Below are 18,370 nucleotides of genomic sequence, written 5' to 3' on the forward strand. Positions count from 1 at the left end.
CGCGATCCGCGAAGGCGGCCGCACGGTCGGCGCCGGCGTGGTGTCGAAGATCATCGAGTAGGCCTCACCGCCCCTCGCGAACATCAAGCAGGCCGCCGGGACCTCCCCGGCGGCCTTTTTGCTGTCCGGCATGCGGCGGGGGCGGAAGCGAATCGCAAAGCTTGGCCTGAGCGCCGGACGCGGCGGCAAAGTCGCCGGCCGGATTTCAAAATGTTAAGCGAAAGCAACAACTTGTGGGCGTGCGTCTTTCGACAGAACAGAGAAATACCGGATTGCCGCGTCAATTCCCGAGGCGCACAGTCGGACTTGTCCGAACGGGGACAAGGGGCATGTGCCTGAGGGAACAACAATGCGCGTGACATTAGGGAGAGCGGCGATCCTCGCCATGGCGATCGCCGGATGCGTGAGCTGCAGCCAGGGCGCCAGCACCGCCAACGCCGCGGGCGGGGAAGCCCAGGGCGAGACGATCACGGCGGTGGGCTGTCCCACTTCGCCGAAGCCGGGCTGCACGACGATCGCGGCCGAGGGCAAGGCCTATGACATCACCTCCGCCGGCGTGGACCTGTCCCGCGGCGTCGGCGTCTCGCTGACCGGGCGGGCGGCCGGAGCGGTGACGGCCTGCGGCTCGAAGCTGACCGACGTGAAGGTGGACTACCTCACCCTGCAGTGCGGGCCGGTGAAACCCGCGGGATAGCTGCCCTCGCTCTATCTGGCGTCTTGCGCCGCCGACGTCCGCGCCGGCGCAAGACGGTCCAGGCGCGGCTAGCGCCGGACCTCGTCCGACGCCGCCCGGCCTGGGGCCGGCGGCTGCCGCTTGGGCTCGCCCGACGCGGGGTCGGTCATGGTCTTGTCGGAGTTGACCGAGGGCTCCGCACCCCGGGGTTCGGCGGCGGTGCGCGGCGGCCGTCCGGGCTTCTGCTCGTCGTCGCGGTTGTAGCGCTTCTGGATATCTGAATCGGGCATCGGAGGGCCTCGCGGGCTGCGGCGTTCGGCCTTCGGGAACGGCCGGCGCGCCGCTTCGATCCGCCTTGCCGCAGATCGGCGCCCCTGCTAAACGACCCGGCTCCGGCGATGAGCCGCGCGCGCCGGAAGGCCTGACCGCTTTCCGGCGCGCTGTTCATTGTTCGGGGCATTGGCCCCATATGGGCGGTGCGTCTAGGAGTGTAGCTCAGCTGGTAGAGCATCGGTCTCCAAAACCGAGGGCCGGGGGTTCGAGTCCCTCCACTCCTGCCACCATATGAGTACGTGTTAAAGTGAACCGGGGCGCCGCTCGAGGCGACCCAAGAGACGAGTTTAAGAAAGCCGCCATGGCCAGGAAACCGGGTTCGAGCCCGCAAGCGATGAGGAGCCGCGCGGCCAAGACGGCCGCGGCCATGGCCTCGCCTGCGGCGGTCGCTCAGAGCCAGCCGAAAAAGAAGACCAGCGCCGCCCAGTTCTTCCGGGAGGTCCGCGCCGAAGCGCGCAAGATCACCTGGACGACCCGCCGCGAAACCTGGATCACCTCGGTAATGGTGGCGATCATGGTCGTCCTCGCCGCGGCCTTCTTCTCCTTGGTGGACGCCGGTCTCCAGTTCGGCATCTCCCAAATCCTCAAACTGGCCAGCGCCGGGTAATCAGATGTCCGAAGCCGCCCAAACCACCGCACCCGCCAACCCGCGCCACAAGTGGTACATCGTCCACGCCTACTCGAACTTCGAGAAGAAGGTGGCGGAGTCCATCAAGGAGCAGGCCCACGCCCAGGGTCTCGACGAGAACTTCTCCGACATCCTGGTTCCGACCGAGGACGTCGTGGAGATCCGCCGCGGCCGCAAGGTGAACGCCGAGCGCAAGTTCTTCCCGGGCTACGTCCTGGTAAAGATGGAAATGACCGATGAGGCCTACCACCTCATCAAGAACACCCCGAAGGTGACGGGCTTCCTCGGCTCGGGCTCCAAGCCCATGCCGGTCTCCGAGAAGGAAGTCGCCCGCATCATCGGCGCCATCGAAGAGGGTGTGGAGCGGCCGAAGCCGACCATCCAGTTCGAGATCGGCGAACAGGTCAGGGTCACCGACGGTCCGTTCGCGAGCTTCAACGGCTCGGTCGAACAGGTCGACGAGGAACGCGCCCGCCTGCGCGTGACCGTGTCCATCTTCGGACGCGCCACGCCGGTCGAGCTCGAGTACGGGCAGGTGGAGAAGACCTCCTAAGGCTCGGCTTTCGAATTGGACCACGAAGACCACGAAGGACACCGCGGTCTTCCGGCTGAGGTCGAGGCGGCCGGTCGGGTGATTGTCGACTCCGCGATCAAGGTTCACCGAGTGCTCGGGCCCGGGCTGCTGGAGTCGGCTGACGAGCAATGCCTGGCGCATGAACTGCACGCCCGCGGAGTGGGGGTGCGTCGGCAGGTTTCGCTGCCGATCGAGTTCGACGGTCTCCGCCTGGATGCGGGCTATCGTCTAGACCTTGTCGTGGCGGACGCTGTCATCGTCGAGGTGAAGGCGGTTGAGGCGCTCGCGCGCCTCCACGAGGCCCAGATCCTGACATACCTCAAGCCGTCGGGTTTCCGTCTCGGCTATCTGATGAATTTCAACTCGCTCCAGCTACGTCACGGACTTAGGCGCTTCATCCGCTAGCTTCGTGATCTTCGCGGTCTTGGTGGTCGACTGCCGACAAGGCCCTGGTTGTTCCGGAGCCGCTGGCCTGCTAAGAGCGCCGGCTTCGCGCTTGCGCGATTTAAAATCCGTGGGAGGGGGCGGCCACCGTAACCCCGCACCACGGCTCAACAGGTCGGATCGCCGACCACAGAGGAGCAAAGATGGCCAAGAAGATTCTGGGCTATATCAAGCTGCAGGTGCCCGCGGGCTCCGCCACGCCTTCGCCGCCCATCGGGCCGGCGCTCGGCCAGCGCGGCGTCAACATCATGGGCTTCTGCAAGGAGTTCAACGCCCGCACCGAAAAGGAACAGAAGGGCACGCCCCTGCCGACGGTGATCACCGTCTACCAGGACAAGTCGTTCACCTTCGTCACCAAGACCCCGCCGGCCACCTTCTACATCAAGCAGGCGGTGGGCCTGAAGTCGGGCGCCAAGACCACCGGCCGCGAGACGGTCGGCAAGATCACCCGCACCCAGCTGCGCGAGATCGCCGAAAAGAAGATGAAGGACCTCAACGCCAACGACGTCGAGGCTGCATCGCGCATCATCGAGGGCTCTGCCCGTTCGATGGGCCTCGAGATCGTGGAGCGCTAGGGTCATGAGCAAGCAAACCAAGCGCATCAAGGCCTGGACCGGCGACCGCCTGGCCGCCCATCCGCTCGAAGACGCCGTCAAGCTGGTGAAGGCCAACGCCACCGCCAAGTTCGACGAGAGCGTCGAGATCGCCGTCAACCTGGGCGTCGACCCGCGTCACGCCGACCAGCAGGTCCGCGGTGTGGTCAACCTGCCGTCCGGCACCGGTCGCGACGTCCGCGTCGCCGTCATCGCCAAGGACGCCAAGGCCGCCGAGGCCGAAGCGGCCGGGGCGGACATCGTCGGCGCCGAAGAGCTGGTGGAACGCATCCAGGGCGGCTTCATGGACTTCGACCGGGTGATCGCCACCCCCGACATGATGGCCCTCGTCGGCCGTCTGGGTAAGGTGCTGGGCCCGCGCGGCCTGATGCCGAACCCGCGGGTCGGCACGGTGACGCCCAACGTCGCCCAGGCCGTGAAGGACGCCAAGGGCGGGGCCATCGAGTTCCGCACCGAGAAGACCGGCATCATCCACGCCGGCATCGGCAAGGCGAGCTTCACCGAAGAAGCGCTGCTGGCCAACGTCCGGGCGCTGGTGGAGGCGCTCAACCGCGCCAAGCCGAGCGGCGCCAAGGGCACCTACATCAAGAAGATCAGCCTCTCCTCGACCATGGGGCCGGGCTTCAAGGTGGACGCCGGCGCCTTCGGGGCCCCGGTCTAAGCGATTGAGTTTGAAGGCGCGCTCGTGTAAACGGCGCGCCTTCTAGTATTTCGCCGCTCCTCACGGAGGGCGAGGGCAGGGCGCAGTCCATCGCGCCCTGGTCCTGTCCAAGAACTGCGTAGCCGCGGGGGTCACCCGGGGCCGGAACGCGAGGAAGAGCCCTTCCTCGGCCGCAGGGAGACGGGAAGATGAGGTTTCCGGCCATCCGACCAGGATGGGCGCGAGGCTGCGGCTTCTCTTCGGACAGGTTGACTATCCGGCGTGCGCACTTTCGCGCGCGTCGAACCTGAGTATGGAGACCGCAATGGACCGCGCTCAAAAGCAGGTCGCCATCGAGACGCTGAAAAGCGATTTCGCCGGCGCCGGCGCCGTGGTCGTGACCCACTACATGGGTCTGACCGTTGCGGAAATGACCGATCTGCGGGGTCGTCTTCGTCAAGAAGGCGCCCAGCTGAAGGTGGTGAAGAACACCCTGGCCACGAAGGCTCTGAACGGTTCGATCGGCGAAGCGGGCGACACCCTCTTCAAGGGTCCTGTCGCCATCGCCTTCGCGTCCGACCCGGTGTCCGCCGCCAAGGTCGCCACCCAGTACGCCAAGGACAATGACAAGTTCACGGTCATTGGCGGCTTCATGGGTGAACAGGTGCTGGACAAGGCCTCGGTGACGGCTCTCGCGAGCCTGCCGTCGCTCGACCAGCTCCGCGCCAAGCTCATCGGCCTCATCCAGGCGCCCGCGACCAAGATCGCTGGCGTGCTGCAGGCGCCGGCGGCTCAGCTGGCGCGCGTCATGGCGGCCTACGCCGCCAAAGACGCCGCCTGATCGTCATCTTCCCCGACAACACCCTCATCCAAAGGATCAATCCACATGGCTAACCTGCAACAACTGGTGGAAGACCTCTCCACCCTGACCGTCCTGGAAGCTTCGGAGCTCTCCAAGCTGCTCGAAGAAAAGTGGGGCGTCTCCGCGGCGGCTCCGGTCGCGGTGGCCGCGGCTCCGGGCGCCGGCGGCGCGGCTCCGGCCGAAGCGGCCGAAGAGCAAACCGAGTTCACCGTCATCCTGACCGGCGGCGGCGACAAGAAGATCAACGTGATCAAGGAAGTCCGCTCGGTGCGTCCGGACCTCGGCCTGAAGGAAGCCAAGGACCTCGTCGAAGGCGCTCCGCAGCCGGTGAAGGAAAACGTCTCCAAGCAGGAAGCGGAAGAGATCAAGAAGAAGCTCGAAGAAGCCGGCGCCTCCGTCCAGGTCAAGTAATCTGGCGGCGCGGGTACGCGCTTCAAGCGATCGAAAGGGCCGGGAGAGATCCCGGCCCTTTTTTCGTGCCGCCGCGCATTTGGGCCGGGAACTTCGCTCTCGGCCCGCTGGTTTGGGGGTGCGCGACCAGCGTAGACTATCGGAAGCTAGCACCGTCCCCGGGCCCAAACCCGGGGACTCCAAACGAGGCGGCGCGGACACTCCATTCCGCGCCGCCTTATTTTCTTGCGCGATTTCTCGCGCGAGGGGCTTCCCTTCGGCCGGCAAAAGGCCTATTTCCGCTGCTTCGCGAAATTTCCGATTCCGAAACGCGGTTCTTCGCGCGTGCAATCTCCGAGGCATGGTCCGTCGCCCTCAGACCATGCGAGGGAGCGTCCCTGACGATACAGGGACTTTCCAGCGTCCGGCTCCTCCACGGAGGAGAGCCGAGGGTGGACGCAGGATGAAAATTTCGACGCCGGGAGTCCGTTCCCGGCCGTCTTCAAGGGACAAAAATGGCGCAATCCTTCACCGGTAAGAAGCGGATCCGGAAGTCTTTCGGCCGCATCCCTGAAGCCGTGCAGATGCCGAACCTGATCGAGGTTCAGCGCTCCTCCTACGAACAGTTCCTGCAACGCGAGACCCGCTCCGGCGAGCGTCGCGACGAGGGGATCGAGGCGGTCTTCAAGTCCGTCTTCCCGATCAAGGACTTCAACGAGCGCGCCGTGCTCGAGTACGTCTCGTACGAGTTCGAAGAGCCGAAGTACGACGTCGAGGAATGCGTCCAGCGCGACATGACCTACGCCGCGCCGCTGAAGGTCAAGCTGCGCCTGATCGTGTTCGAGACCGACGAAGAGACCGGCGCCCGCTCCGTCAAGGACATCAAGGAGCAGGACGTCTACATGGGCGACATCCCGCTCATGACCGAGAAGGGCACCTTCATCGTCAACGGCACGCAGCGGGTCATCGTCTCGCAGATGCACCGTTCGCCGGGCGTGTTCTTCGACCACGACAAGGGCAAGACGCACGCCTCGGGCAAGCTGTTGTTCGCCGCCCGCGTGATCCCCTACCGCGGCTCCTGGCTCGACTTCGAGTTCGACGCCAAGGACATCATCTACGTCCGCATCGACCGCCGCCGTAAGCTGCCGGCCACCACCTTCCTGATGGCGCTGGGCATGGACGGGGAGGAGATCCTCTCCACCTTCTACGAGACCCTGTCCTACGAGAAGCGTGAAGGCGGCTGGGCCACGGCCTACAAGCCGGACCGCTGGCGTGGGGTGAAGCCGGAATTCCCGCTGATCGACGCCGACACCGGCGAAGAGATCGCGCCCGCCGGCACCAAGATCTCCGCCCGTAACGCCAAGAAGTTCGCCGACGCGGGTCTCAAGACCCTGCTGCTGGCCCCCGAGGCGCTGACCGGCAAGTACCTGGCCGGCGACCTGGTGAACCCGGAAACCGGCGAGATCTACGCCGAAGCCGGCGACGAACTCGACCCGACGCTGCTGGCGTCGCTGGAAGAGCAGGGCTTCTCGACCCTGGCCGTCCTCGACATCGACGACGTCACCGTGGGCGCCTACATCCGCAACACCCTGCGGGTGGACAAGAACACCGCCCGCGAGGACGCGCTGTTCGACGTCTACCGGGTCATGCGTCCGGGCGAGCCGCCGACGGTCGAGGCCGCCGAGGCGATGTTCAAGAGCCTGTTCTTCGATTCCGAGCGCTACGACCTGTCCTCGGTCGGCCGCGTGAAGATGAACATGCGCCTGGAGCTCGACTGCCCCGACGACGTGCGGATCCTGCGCAAGGAAGACGTGCTGGCGGTGCTCAAGACCCTGGTGGGCCTGCGCGACGGCCGCGGCGAGATCGACGACATCGACAACCTCGGCAACCGCCGGGTCCGCTCGGTGGGCGAGCTGCTGGAGAACCAGTACCGCGTCGGCCTGCTGCGCATGGAACGCGCCATCAAGGAGCGCATGAGCTCGGTCGATATCGACACGGTCATGCCGCACGACCTGATCAACGCCAAGCCGGCGGCGGCGGCGGTGCGGGAGTTCTTCGGCTCCTCGCAGCTCTCGCAGTTCATGGACCAGACCAACCCGCTGTCGGAAATCACCCACAAGCGCCGCCTCTCGGCGCTTGGCCCGGGCGGTCTGACCCGCGAGCGGGCGGGCTTCGAGGTCCGCGACGTGCACCCGACCCACTACGGCCGGATCTGCCCCATCGAGACACCGGAAGGCCCGAACATCGGCCTGATCAACTCGCTCGCCACCCACGCGGTGGTGAACAAGTACGGCTTCATCGAGACGCCCTACCGGCGGATCAAGGACGGCCAGGCCACCGAGGAGGTGGTCTACATGTCGGCGATGGAAGAGGCCAAGCACGTCATCGCGCAGGCCAACATCAAGCTCGACAAGGGCTCGATCGTCGAGGACCTGGTCCCCGGCCGGATCAACGGCGAACCCTCGCTGCTGCCGCGCGCCGACGTCGACCTGATGGACGTGTCGCCCAAGCAGGTGGTGTCCGTAGCCGCTTCGCTGATCCCGTTCCTGGAAAACGATGACGCCAACCGCGCCCTGATGGGCTCGAACATGCAGAAGCAGGCCGTGCCGCTCATCCAGTCGGATGCGCCGCTGGTCGGCACCGGCATGGAGGCGATCGTCGCCGTCGACTCCGGCGCCGTGGTCGTCGCCCGCCGCTCCGGCGTGGTCGAGCAGATCGACGGCACCCGGATCGTGGTCCGGGCGACGGAAGAGACCGACCCCACCAAGCCGGGCGTCGACATTTACCGCCTGCAGAAGTTCCAGCGCTCCAACACCTCGACCTGCATCAACCAGCGTCCGCTGGTGCGGGTGGGCGATCGGATCGCGGCCGGCGACGTCATCGCCGACGGCCCGTCCACGGAGCTCGGCGAACTGGCCCTGGGCCGCAACACCCTCGTCGCGTTCATGCCGTGGAACGGCTACAACTTCGAGGACTCCATCCTGATCTCCGAGCGCATCGTGCGCGATGACGTCTTCACCTCGATCCACATCGAGGAGTTCGAGGTCATGGCCCGCGACACCAAGCTCGGCCCGGAAGAGATCACCCGCGACATCCCCAACGTCGGCGAGGAAGCGCTCCGCAACCTCGACGAAGCGGGCATCGTGGCGATCGGCGCCGAGGTCCTGCCGGGCGACATCCTGGTGGGCAAGGTCACCCCGAAGGGCGAAAGCCCGATGACGCCGGAAGAAAAGCTCCTGCGCGCCATCTTCGGCGAGAAGGCCTCCGACGTCCGCGACACCTCGCTGCGGCTGCCGCCCGGCGTGGCCGGCACGATCGTCGAGGTCCGCGTGTTCAACCGGCACGGCGTCGACAAGGACGAACGCGCCCTGGCCATCGAACGGGCGGAAATCGACCGCCTGGGCAAGGACCGCGACGACGAGTTCGCGATCCTGAACCGCAACATGACCTCGCGCCTGCGCCAGCTGCTGGTGGGCAAGAACGCCGTCTCCGGTCCGAAGGGCCTGGGCCGCGGCGAGATCGCCGCCGACAAGCTGGAAGAGATCGCGCCGGGCCTGTGGTGGCAGATCGCCCTCGACGACGAGAAGACCATGGCCGAGCTGGAGGCCATGCGCCGCCAGTTCGACGAGGCCCGCAAGCGGCTCGACCGCCGCTTCGAGGACAAGGTCGACAAGCTGCAGCGCGGGGACGAACTGCCCCCGGGCGTGATGAAGATGGTCAAGGTGTTCGTGGCGGTGAAGCGCAAGCTGCAGCCGGGCGACAAGATGGCCGGCCGTCACGGCAACAAGGGCGTCATCTCCAAGATCCTGCCGATCGAGGACATGCCGTACCTGGAAGACGGCACCTCGGTGGACATCGTGCTGAACCCGCTGGGCGTGCCCTCGCGCATGAACGTCGGCCAGATCTTCGAGACCCACCTCGGCTGGGCCTCCGCGGGCCTGGGCAAGCAGGTCGCGAAGCTGATGGAGGACTGGCAGAACGGCGGGCAGCGCAAGGCGCTGGTCGACTACCTGCAGGGAACCTACGGCCCCGAAGAAGAACTGCCGGAAAGCGACGAGGAGCTGCTCGAGCTCGCCCGGAACCTGTCGAAGGGCATCCCCTTCGCCACCCCGGTGTTCGACGGCGCCCACATCGACGACATCGAGAACCTGCTGGAGAAGGCGGGCCTCGCGCGGTCGGGTCAGTCGTACCTGTATGACGGCCAGTCGGGCGAGCGCTTCAAGCGCCCGGTCACGGTCGGCTACATCTACATGCTGAAGCTGCACCACCTGGTGGACGACAAGATCCACGCCCGCTCGATCGGCCCCTACAGCCTGGTCACCCAGCAGCCGCTGGGCGGCAAGGCCCAGTTCGGCGGACAGCGGTTCGGGGAAATGGAGGTCTGGGCCCTCGAAGCCTACGGCGCCGCCTACACCCTGCAGGAGATGCTGACGGTGAAGTCGGACGACGTGGCCGGACGGACCAAGGTCTACGAGTCCATCGTCCGCGGCGACGACACCTTCGAAGCCGGCATCCCGGAAAGCTTCAACGTGCTGGTCAAGGAGATGCGCTCCCTGGGCCTGAACGTGGAGCTGGAGAACAGCTGACGGACGCCTTGCCCTCCCTCGTGATCGGGGGAGGGCGCTCCGCTCCGTCCTGCTTTGAAATTTTCGCGGGGACCGCCCCGCAGAAGGAACCAAGATGAACCAGGAAGTCCTGAACATCTTCAATCCGGTCCAGGCCGCTCCGACCTTCGACCAGATCCGTATCGCGCTCGCTTCGCCGGAGAAGATCCGGTCGTGGTCGTTCGGCGAGATCAAGAAGCCCGAGACGATCAACTACCGCACGTTCAAGCCGGAACGTGACGGCCTGTTCTGCGCCCGCATCTTCGGTCCGACCAAGGACTACGAGTGCCTGTGCGGCAAGTACAAGCGCATGAAGTACAAGGGCATCATCTGCGAGAAGTGCGGCGTCGAGGTCACTCTCGCACGCGTCCGGCGCGAGCGGATGGGCCACATCGAGCTGGCTTCGCCGGTCGCCCACATCTGGTTCCTGAAGAGCCTGCCCTCGCGCATCGCGCTGATGCTCGACATGGCGCTGAAGGACATCGAGCGCGTGCTCTACTTCGAGCACTACATCGTCACCGAGCCGGGCCTGACCCCGCTGAAGCAGCACCAGCTGCTGTCGGAAGACGACTACATGCGCTTCCAGGACGAGTTCGGCGACGACAGCTTCACCGCCGAGATCGGCGCCGAGGCGGTCCAGGGCCTCCTGAAGGCGCTCGACCTCAACAAAGAAGCCGACAAGCTCCGCGAAGAGCTGGTCACCACCACCTCCGAGATGAAGCTCAAGAAGGCGTCCAAGCGCCTGAAGCTGATGGAAAGCTTCCTCGAGAGCGGCAACAAGCCGGAGTGGATGATCCTGACGGTCGTGCCGGTGATCCCGCCGGAACTGCGCCCGCTGGTGCCGCTGGACGGCGGCCGCTTCGCGACCTCCGACCTGAACGACCTCTATCGCCGGGTCATCAACCGCAACAACCGCCTGAAGCGGCTGATCGAGCTGCGCGCGCCGGACATCATCATCCGCAACGAAAAGCGGATGCTGCAGGAAGCCGTCGACGCCCTGTTCGACAACGGCCGTCGCGGCCGGGTCATCACCGGCGCCAACAAGCGGCCGCTGAAGTCGCTGGCCGACATGCTGAAGGGCAAGCAGGGCCGGTTCCGCCAGAACCTGCTCGGCAAGCGCGTCGACTACTCGGGCCGCTCGGTCATCGTGGTCGGTCCTGAGCTGAAGCTGCACGAGTGCGGCCTGCCGAAGAAGATGGCGCTCGAGTTGTTCAAGCCGTTCATCTACGCGCGGCTGGACGCCAAGGGCCTGTCGGGCACCGTCAAGCAGTCCAAGCGCATGGTGGAGCGTGAGCAGCCGGCGGTCTGGGACATCCTCGACGAGGTGATCCGCGAGCACCCGGTGCTGCTGAACCGGGCCCCGACCCTGCACCGCCTCGGCATCCAGGCCTTTGAGCCCAAGCTGATCGAAGGCAAGGCGATCCAGCTGCACCCGCTGGTCTGCGCGGCCTTCAACGCCGACTTCGACGGCGACCAGATGGCCGTCCACGTGCCGCTCTCGCTGGAAGCCCAGCTGGAAGCGCGCGTGCTGATGATGTCGACGAACAACATCCTGTCGCCCGCCAACGGCCGGCCGATCATCGTGCCGTCGCAGGATATCGTGCTGGGCCTCTACTACCTGTCGCTGCTCCGCGACGGGGAGCCGGGCGAAGGCAAGGCGTTCTCCGACCTGGCCGAGATCGAGCAGGCGCTGGACGCCGGCGTCGTGACCCTGCACTCCAAGGTCCGCGCCCGCCACAGCGAGATGGACGCCGACGGCAACCTGGTCCGCAAGGTCATCGAAACCTCGCCGGGCCGGATGAAGATCGCGGCGCTGTTCCCGCACCACCCGGCCGTGGGTCACCGCCTTCTTGAGAAGAACCTGACCAAGAAGGAAATCGGCAACCTGATCGACACCGTCTATCGGCACTGCGGTCAGAAGGCGACGGTCATCTTCGCCGACCAGATCATGGGGCTGGGCTTCCGCGAGGCGGCCAAGGCGGGCATCTCGTTCGGCAAGGACGACATCGTGATCCCGGCCCGCAAGGCGCCGATCGTCGCCGAGACCCGCAAGCTGGTCGAAGAGTACGAGCAGCAGTACGCCGACGGCCTGATCACCAAGGGCGAGAAGTACAACAAGGTGGTCGACGCCTGGGCGAAGGCCACCGACCGCGTCGCCGACGAGATGATGGCCGAGGTCTCCACCGCGGAGAAGGACGCCAGCGGCCGTGAAGGCGAGATCAACTCGATCTTCATGATGTCGAACTCCGGCGCCCGGGGTTCGCAGGCCCAGATGAAGCAGCTCGGCGGGATGCGCGGCCTGATGGCCAAGCCGTCCGGCGAGATCATCGAGACGCCGATCATCTCGAACTTCAAGGAAGGCCTGACCGTCCAGGAGTACTTCAACTCCACCCACGGCGCCCGTAAGGGCCTGGCCGACACCGCGCTGAAGACCGCCAACTCCGGCTATCTGACGCGTCGTCTCGTCGACGTGGCGCAGGACTGCATCATCGTCGAGGAAGACTGCGGCACCACGCGGGGCATCACCCTGCGCGCCGTGGTCGAAGGCGGCGACGTGCTGGTCTCGCTGGGGCTGCGCATCCTGGGTCGCTTCGCGGCCGAGGACATCCGCGATCCGGGCAGCAACGAAGTCATCGTGCCGGCCGACACCTACCTCGACGAGAACATGGTCGACGTGGTGGAGAACGCCGCCGTGCAGTCGGTGAAGATCCGCTCGGTGCTGACCTGCGAAGCCAAGGTCGGCGTGTGCGGCGCCTGCTACGGCCGCGACCTGGCGCGCGGCACGCCGGTGAACATCGGCGAGGCCGTGGGCGTCATCGCCGCCCAGTCGATCGGCGAGCCCGGCACCCAGCTGACCATGCGGACCTTCCACATCGGCGGCACCGCCCAGGTGGCCGAGCAGTCGTTCTTCGAAAGCGGCAACGACGGCGTGGTGAAGATCAGCGGCGGCAACACCGTCGTGAACGCCGACGGTCACCTGATCGGCATGAGCCGCAACCTGGCCCTGACCGTCATGGTCGATGGCAAGGAACGCGAAGCCTACAAGCCGCCCTACGGCGCGCGCCTGCGCGTCAAGGACGGCGAGAAGGTCAAGCGCGGCCAGCGCCTGGCCGAATGGGACCCGTACACCACCCCGATCATCACCGAAGTCGGCGGCCGGGTGCGGTTCGAGGACCTGGTGGAGAACATGTCGGTCCGCGAGGAAGCCGACGAAGCCACCGGCATCTCCAACCGCGTGGTCATCGACTGGCGCGCCTCCACCAAGGGCTCGGACCTGCGTCCGGCCATGGCGGTGATCGGCGCCGACGGGTCCTACATGCGGATCTCCAACGGCGGCGAAGCGCGCTACCTGCTGCCGGTGGGCGCGGTTCTGTCGCTGGGCGACGGCGACGAGGTGAAGCCGGGCGAGGTCATGGCCCGGATCCCCACCGAAAGCGCCAAGACCCGGGACATCACCGGCGGTCTGCCGCGGGTGGCCGAGCTCTTCGAAGCCCGCCGTCCGAAGGACTGCGCGGTGATCGCCGAGATGGACGGCCGCGTCGAGTTCGGTCGGGACTACAAGAACAAGCGCCGCATCAAGATCACGCCTGAGGACGGCGGCGAGGCGGTCGAGTTCCTGATCCCGAAGGGCAAGCACATCGCGGTCCACGACGGGGACATCATCCGCAAGGGCGAGTACCTGATCGACGGCAACCCGGATCCGCACGACATCCTGCGGATTCAGGGCATCGAAGCGCTGGCCGAGTTCCTGGTGAATGAGATCCAGGAGGTCTACCGACTGCAGGGCGTGCCGATCAACGACAAGCACATCGAGACGATCGTGCGCCAGATGCTGCAGAAGCTCGAGATCCTCGAGCCCGGCGACACGGGCATGCTGAAAGGCGACCACCTCGACAAGTCCGAGGTGGAGGAGGAGAACGCCAAGGCGGAGGCCCGTGGCGGCCGTCCGGCGCTCACCCAGCCTGTGCTGCTCGGCATCACCAAGGCGTCCCTGCAGACCCGCAGCTTCATCTCCGCGGCCTCCTTCCAGGAGACCACGCGGGTGCTCACCGAGGCTTCGGTGCAGGGCAAGATCGACACCCTCGAAGGGCTGAAGGAGAACGTGATCGTGGGCCGCCTTATCCCGGCGGGCACGGGCTCGTACCTCCGCAACCTGCAGCGCATCGCCGCCAAGCGCGACGAGGCCCTGACGGCCAGCCGCGAGGAGGCCATGGAGCCGCTGCCGGAAGCGATTGCCGACGCCGCCGAAGCGGAGCGGGTGGAGTCCTAGGCTCCCCCGCACCCAAACTCTCCAGTACCAAGTCACGCGTAACGAGCGGCCCGGGAGCGATCCCGGGCCGTTTCGTTTGGAACCTATGGCGGCAGGCGGTCCAGCTTCGGCGCGGCGCGCTTGCTGGACGGGAAGCTCTGCGGCCCCAGGGCGCTGGCGCCCGCGCCGCTCTGGTAGGGTTCGCCGTCGTAGTCGGACGGCGCGGGCAAGGTGGTCGCCCCCGCCGCCGGGCGATCCATGGCGGTCTTGCGGGTGTCCTTGTCGGCGGCGGCCTTGTCGAAGGCAGCGCGCTTGTCGCGCGACAGCCCCGCGCCCGGCGGCAGGAACGGGGCGTCGCGCGCGCCGCGGCCCAGGGTCTCCAGGCACCGCTCGCGCTCGCTCTGGCTCAGGCCGGCCATCTGCGCTTCGGTGCAGCCGAAGGTCGTGCGCAGGGCCGAGCGGACGCTCTCCGGCGGCGCGGGCGGCGGCGGCGTGAGGGTGGGACCCGAGGTCTTGGGCGCCGCCGCGGAGTCCTCAGGCTTGGCCGGCGCGACTACCAGCGGCGGCAGGGGCAGGGCGGGCGGCAGGTTGCGCTGCGGACGGCGATGGAGCTGGATCGGCGCCGGCCGCGTGCCGGTCCCGGCCGCCGCCGGCGGCACGCGCGGCATGATGAGGATCGGGATCACCGGCTCGGGCGGGCCCCCGACCTCCGGCGGCACGCGCAGCATCGGCGCCTGCAGCGCAAGCACCGTGAGCAAGACGAGATGGGCGGCGGCCGAGGCGGCTAACGCGCTGATCGTCCGGCGGCGGCTCGCCGTCTGCATTCGCGCTTACGTTCCTCTCCAGCTTGGGTGTAACGAGCGGCGTTCCCGCGGCGATTTCGTGGCGAACCCGCACCCCCTTCTTGCGGCGCCCCGGCGCGCGCCGCAAACGTTGACGCCCGGCCGCTTCCCGACTATGTAGCGCGCTCTTTCGAGGCCGGGATTCTTCCCTGTCCCGTTTGAACGTCTCCCGCCGGAACGCAAGAGCAAGGCGTGCCGGCGAGTTTTTGCGTTCGACGGGCGGTTTCGGAACCAGACGATAACAAGAACCCCCACAGAGGCGCCCCGGCCCAACGGCACACGCCTCCACGCAGCAGAGATTAGATGCCGACAGTCAACCAGCTCATCCGCAAACCGCGCCACGACAAGCCCTCCCGGAACAAGGTTCCCGCCCTGAAGGGTTGCCCGCAGCGCCGCGGCGTCTGCACCCGGGTCTACACGACCACGCCGAAGAAGCCGAACTCGGCTCTGCGGAAGGTCGCCAAGGTCCGTCTGACCACCGGCATCGAAGCGGTGTGCTACATCCCGGGCGAAGGCCACAACCTGCAGGAGCACTCGGTGGTGCTGATCCGCGGCGGCCGCGTGAAGGACCTTCCGGGCGTCCGCTACCACATCCTGCGCGGCGTGCTCGACACCCAAGGGGTGAAGGACCGCAGGCAGCGCCGTTCGCTCTATGGCGCCAAGCGTCCGAAGTAAGGAAGAAGAAGCATGTCCCGCCGCCGTCGCGCCGAGAAACGCGAAGTCCTTCCCGATCCGAAGTTCGGGGACCTCGTCGTCACCAAGTTCATGAACTACGTGATGTACGAAGGTAAGAAAGCCGTCGCCGAGAACATCCTCTACGGCGCCTTCGATATCCTCGAGGCCAAGCGCAAGGACCAGGGTCCCCTGGAGACCTTCCACTCGGCCCTGGAAAACGTTTCGCCCGCCATCGAGGTCAAGTCCCGCCGGGTCGGCGGCGCGACCTACCAGGTGCCCATGGAAGTCCGTCCGGACCGCCGCCGCGCGCTCGCCATCCGCTGGATCGTGACCGCCGCGCGCAACCGGGGCGAAAACACCATGACCGAGAAGCTGGCGGGCGAACTGCTCGACGCCTCCTCGAACCGCGGCGCCGCGGTGAAGAAGCGCGAAGACACCCATAAGATGGCGGAAGCCAACCGGGCGTTCTCGCACTACCGCTGGTAACACCCTATATCCTGAGCTTCCCGGCGCGGGCGGTTTGAGCTAAACCGCCCGCGCCGTTCGTTCAGCCCCCTACGAACAGCCCTTTTCTCAGAGCTATCCGCTATGCCCCGCATCCACAAAATCGAAGACTACCGCAACTTCGGAATCATGGCGCACATCGACGCCGGGAAGACGACGACGACGGAGCGGATTCTCTATTACACCGGCAAGAGCCACAAGATCGGTGAAGTCCACGATGGCGCCGCCACCATGGACTGGATGGAGCAGGAGCAGGAGCGCGGCATCACCATCACGTCGGCCGCGACGACCGCCTACTGGCAGGAAAAGCGCCTCAACATCATCGACACCCCCGGGCACGTGGACTTCACCATCGAGGTGGAACGTTCGCTGCGGGTGCTCGACGGCGCGGTCACCGTGCTGGACGGCAACGCCGGCGTCGAGCCGCAGACCGAGACCGTCTGGCGTCAGGCCGACAAGTACAAGGTTCCGCGGATCGTCTTCGTCAACAAGATGGACAAGCTGGGCGCCGACTTCGACAAGTCGGTGGAGAGCATCCGCGACCGCCTGGGCGCGAAGGCCGTTCCCATCCAGCTGCCGATCGGCTCGGAGACCTCGCTGAAGGGCCTCGTGGACCTCGTCCGCATGAAGGCCGTGGTCTGGGAAAACGACGGCCTGGGCGCGAACTACCACGACGAAGAAATCCCGGCCGACATGAAGGAAAAGGCGGAAGCCGCCCGCCACTACATGATCGAGAATTCCGTCGAGCTCGATGACGAGGCGATGGAAGCCTACCTCTCCGGCGAAGAGCCGTCGGAAGCGGTGATCAAGAAGTGCATCCGCAAGGCGGTGCTGACCGGCGCCTTCTATCCGATCCTCTGCGGCTCGGCCTTCAAGAACAAGGGCGTGCAGCCGCTGCTGGACGCCGTCGTCGACTACCTGCCGTCGCCGGTGGACATCCCGCCGACCCAGGGCATCGACTTCCGCACCGAAGAGCCGGTGGTCCGCAAGGCCTCCGACGAGGAGCCGCTGTCGGTCCTGGCGTTCAAGATCATGGACGACCCGTTCGTCGGCTCGCTGACCTTCTGCCGCATCTACTCGGGCAAGCTCGAGACCGGCATGGGCCTGCTGAACTCCACCCGCGACCGCAAGGAACGCGTCGGCCGCATGCTGCTGATGCACTCCAACAACCGCGAGGACATCAAGGAAGCCTTCGCCGGCGACATCGTCGCCCTGGCGGGCCTGAAGGACACGCGGACCGGCGACACCCTGTGCGACCCCTCGAAGTCGCCGGTGATCCTGGAGCGCATGGAATTCCCGGCGCCGGTCATCGAGATCGCCGTCGAGCCGAAGTCGAAGGCCGACCAGGAGAAGCTGGGCGTCGCCCTGGCCAAGCTGGCGGCGGAGGATCCGTCCTTCACGGTCTCCACCGACCACGAGTCCGGCCAGACCATCCTCAAGGGGATGGGCGAGCTGCACCTGGACATCAAGATCGACATCCTGAAGCGCACCTACAAGGTGGAAGCCAACATCGGCGCGCCGCAGGTGGCCTACCGCGAGAGCCTCGGCAAGCGCGCCGAGATCGACTACACGCACAAGAAGCAGACCGGCGGCACGGGCCAGTTCGCCCGCATCAAGCTGGTGTTCGAACCCGGCGAGCCGGGCTCGGGCTTCGTGTTCGAAAGCTCGGTGGTCGGCGGCTCGGTGCCGAAGGAATTCATCCCCGGCGTCCAGAAGGGCCTGGAGTCCTCGAAGGAAAACGGCCTGCTGGCCGGCTTCCCGCTGATCGACTTCAAGGCGACCCTGATCGACGGCGCCTACCACGACGTCGACTCCTCGGTGCTGGCCTTCGAGATCGCCGCCCGCGCGGCCTTCAAGGAGCTGCGCGAGAAGGGCGCTCCGAAGCTGCTCGAGCCGATCATGGCCGTCGAGGTGGTGACCCCGGAAGAGTACCTGGGCTCGGTCATCGGCGACCTGAACGGCCGCCGCGGTCAGATCCAGGGCCAGGACGTGCGCGGCAACGCCATCGTCATCAACGCCTTCGTGCCGCTGGCGAACATGTTCGGCTATGTGAACAACCTGCGGGGCATGTCACAAGGCCGGGCGCAGTTCACGATGCAGTACGACCACTACGATCCGGTGCCGCAAGCCGTCGCCGACGAAGTGATCAAGAAGTACGCCTAATTCCAACCCTAGTTTAGAGGACAGGCCCGGACAGGGCTGGAGCTTGAAATGGCCAAGGAAAAGTTCGAACGCAACAAGCCGCACTGCAACATCGGCACGATTGGTCACGTTGACCACGGCAAGACGACGCTGACGGCGGCGATCACGATGACGCTGGCGAAGGCGGGCGGTGCGA

The 18,370-nt window shown here is 66.5% G+C and carries 16 protein-coding genes and 1 tRNA gene; 15 read left to right on the forward strand and 2 right to left on the reverse strand.

Annotated elements, in window-relative coordinates; all coding sequences use genetic code 11:
- Positions 1–385: 385 nt before the first annotated feature.
- Positions 386–694 carry a hypothetical protein gene (locus tag DJ021_RS18340; RefSeq protein WP_111459178.1) on the forward strand — a complete coding sequence of 103 codons (309 nt, stop codon included), beginning with the start codon at positions 386–388 and terminating at the stop codon, positions 692–694.
- A 68-nt stretch (positions 695–762) separates the two neighbouring features.
- Here the strand turns inward: DJ021_RS18340 and DJ021_RS18345 are convergent, their stop codons facing one another.
- A complete protein-coding gene (locus DJ021_RS18345; RefSeq protein ID WP_111459179.1) occupies positions 763–963 on the reverse strand; it encodes a hypothetical protein in 201 nt (66 codons plus the stop codon).
- Positions 964–1,157: 194 nt separating this feature from the next.
- Between DJ021_RS18345 and DJ021_RS18350 the strand changes: the two genes are divergently transcribed.
- From DJ021_RS18350 to rpoC, 10 genes are all read left to right on the forward strand, one after another.
- Positions 1,158–1,233 (forward strand) — tRNA-Trp (locus tag DJ021_RS18350).
- A gap of 74 nt (positions 1,234–1,307) precedes the next feature.
- Positions 1,308–1,613 carry a preprotein translocase subunit SecE gene (gene secE, locus DJ021_RS18355; RefSeq protein ID WP_111459180.1) on the forward strand — a complete coding sequence of 102 codons (306 nt, stop codon included), beginning with the start codon at positions 1,308–1,310 and terminating at the stop codon, positions 1,611–1,613.
- Positions 1,614–1,617: 4 nt separating this feature from the next.
- Positions 1,618–2,187, forward strand: a complete 570-nt coding sequence (gene nusG / locus DJ021_RS18360) for a transcription termination/antitermination protein NusG (protein ID WP_111459181.1) — start codon at positions 1,618–1,620, stop codon at positions 2,185–2,187.
- Positions 2,188–2,202: 15 nt separating this feature from the next.
- The gene (locus DJ021_RS18365; RefSeq protein WP_243626199.1) at positions 2,203–2,613 is read left to right on the forward strand and encodes a GxxExxY protein; all 411 of its coding nucleotides are present in this window, start codon (positions 2,203–2,205) and stop codon (positions 2,611–2,613) included.
- A gap of 182 nt (positions 2,614–2,795) precedes the next feature.
- On the forward strand, positions 2,796–3,227 hold the full coding sequence (gene rplK, locus DJ021_RS18370; protein WP_111459182.1) for a 50S ribosomal protein L11: 432 nt from the start codon (positions 2,796–2,798) through the stop codon (positions 3,225–3,227).
- A 4-nt stretch (positions 3,228–3,231) separates the two neighbouring features.
- Entirely contained in the window at positions 3,232–3,927 is a 696-nt protein-coding gene (gene rplA, locus DJ021_RS18375) for a 50S ribosomal protein L1 (RefSeq protein WP_111459183.1), read from the forward strand.
- A 304-nt stretch (positions 3,928–4,231) separates the two neighbouring features.
- Positions 4,232–4,747 (forward strand): 50S ribosomal protein L10, encoded by a 516-nt coding sequence (gene rplJ, locus DJ021_RS18380; protein ID WP_111459184.1) that lies wholly within the window; start codon positions 4,232–4,234, stop codon positions 4,745–4,747.
- Positions 4,748–4,792: 45 nt separating this feature from the next.
- Positions 4,793–5,179 (forward strand): 50S ribosomal protein L7/L12, encoded by a 387-nt coding sequence (gene rplL, locus DJ021_RS18385; protein ID WP_111459185.1) that lies wholly within the window; start codon positions 4,793–4,795, stop codon positions 5,177–5,179.
- Between the two features lie 494 nt (positions 5,180–5,673).
- The gene (rpoB, locus tag DJ021_RS18390; RefSeq protein WP_111459186.1) at positions 5,674–9,744 is read left to right on the forward strand and encodes a DNA-directed RNA polymerase subunit beta; all 4,071 of its coding nucleotides are present in this window, start codon (positions 5,674–5,676) and stop codon (positions 9,742–9,744) included.
- 94 nt (positions 9,745–9,838) lie between these two features.
- Positions 9,839–14,032, forward strand: a complete 4,194-nt coding sequence (rpoC, locus tag DJ021_RS18395) for a DNA-directed RNA polymerase subunit beta' (RefSeq protein ID WP_111459187.1) — start codon at positions 9,839–9,841, stop codon at positions 14,030–14,032.
- 83 nt (positions 14,033–14,115) lie between these two features.
- Here the strand turns inward: rpoC and DJ021_RS18400 are convergent, their stop codons facing one another.
- The gene (locus DJ021_RS18400; RefSeq protein ID WP_111459188.1) at positions 14,116–14,835 is read right to left on the reverse strand and encodes a hypothetical protein; all 720 of its coding nucleotides are present in this window, start codon (positions 14,833–14,835) and stop codon (positions 14,116–14,118) included.
- A 321-nt stretch (positions 14,836–15,156) separates the two neighbouring features.
- Here DJ021_RS18400 and rpsL point away from each other — a divergent pair, with 321 nt between their 5' ends.
- From rpsL to DJ021_RS18420, 4 genes are all read left to right on the forward strand, one after another.
- Positions 15,157–15,528 carry a 30S ribosomal protein S12 gene (rpsL, locus tag DJ021_RS18405; protein WP_111459189.1) on the forward strand — a complete coding sequence of 124 codons (372 nt, stop codon included), beginning with the start codon at positions 15,157–15,159 and terminating at the stop codon, positions 15,526–15,528.
- A gap of 12 nt (positions 15,529–15,540) precedes the next feature.
- Complete coding sequence (rpsG, locus tag DJ021_RS18410) at positions 15,541–16,014, forward strand: 30S ribosomal protein S7 (RefSeq protein WP_111459190.1); 474 nt, start codon at positions 15,541–15,543, stop codon at positions 16,012–16,014.
- 102 nt (positions 16,015–16,116) lie between these two features.
- Positions 16,117–18,195, forward strand: a complete 2,079-nt coding sequence (gene fusA / locus DJ021_RS18415) for an elongation factor G (protein WP_111459191.1) — start codon at positions 16,117–16,119, stop codon at positions 18,193–18,195.
- Between the two features lie 48 nt (positions 18,196–18,243).
- Positions 18,244–18,370: GTP-binding protein (locus DJ021_RS18420; protein ID WP_243626200.1), on the forward strand; the 127-nt coding region annotated here is incomplete at its 3' end.

Source organism: Phenylobacterium hankyongense (assembly GCF_003254505.1).
Classification (GTDB): domain Bacteria; phylum Pseudomonadota; class Alphaproteobacteria; order Caulobacterales; family Caulobacteraceae; genus Phenylobacterium; species Phenylobacterium hankyongense.

Coding starts and splice junctions, on each gene's coding strand:
- secE (WP_111459180.1), top strand. CDS start 1,308: ATGGCCAGGAAACCGGGTTCGAGCCCGCAAGCGATGAGGAGCCGCGCG.
- rplA (WP_111459183.1), top strand. CDS start 3,232: ATGAGCAAGCAAACCAAGCGCATCAAGGCCTGGACCGGCGACCGCCTG.
- DJ021_RS18400 (WP_111459188.1), bottom strand. CDS start 14,835: ATGCAGACGGCGAGCCGCCGCCGGACGATCAGCGCGTTAGCCGCCTCG.
- DJ021_RS18340 (WP_111459178.1), top strand. CDS start 386: ATGGCGATCGCCGGATGCGTGAGCTGCAGCCAGGGCGCCAGCACCGCC.
- DJ021_RS18345 (WP_111459179.1), bottom strand. CDS start 963: ATGCCCGATTCAGATATCCAGAAGCGCTACAACCGCGACGACGAGCAG.
- rpsG (WP_111459190.1), top strand. CDS start 15,541: ATGTCCCGCCGCCGTCGCGCCGAGAAACGCGAAGTCCTTCCCGATCCG.
- rplK (WP_111459182.1), top strand. CDS start 2,796: ATGGCCAAGAAGATTCTGGGCTATATCAAGCTGCAGGTGCCCGCGGGC.
- rpoB (WP_111459186.1), top strand. CDS start 5,674: ATGGCGCAATCCTTCACCGGTAAGAAGCGGATCCGGAAGTCTTTCGGC.
- rplL (WP_111459185.1), top strand. CDS start 4,793: ATGGCTAACCTGCAACAACTGGTGGAAGACCTCTCCACCCTGACCGTC.
- rpoC (WP_111459187.1), top strand. CDS start 9,839: ATGAACCAGGAAGTCCTGAACATCTTCAATCCGGTCCAGGCCGCTCCG.
- rplJ (WP_111459184.1), top strand. CDS start 4,232: ATGGACCGCGCTCAAAAGCAGGTCGCCATCGAGACGCTGAAAAGCGAT.
- nusG (WP_111459181.1), top strand. CDS start 1,618: ATGTCCGAAGCCGCCCAAACCACCGCACCCGCCAACCCGCGCCACAAG.
- rpsL (WP_111459189.1), top strand. CDS start 15,157: ATGCCGACAGTCAACCAGCTCATCCGCAAACCGCGCCACGACAAGCCC.
- fusA (WP_111459191.1), top strand. CDS start 16,117: ATGCCCCGCATCCACAAAATCGAAGACTACCGCAACTTCGGAATCATG.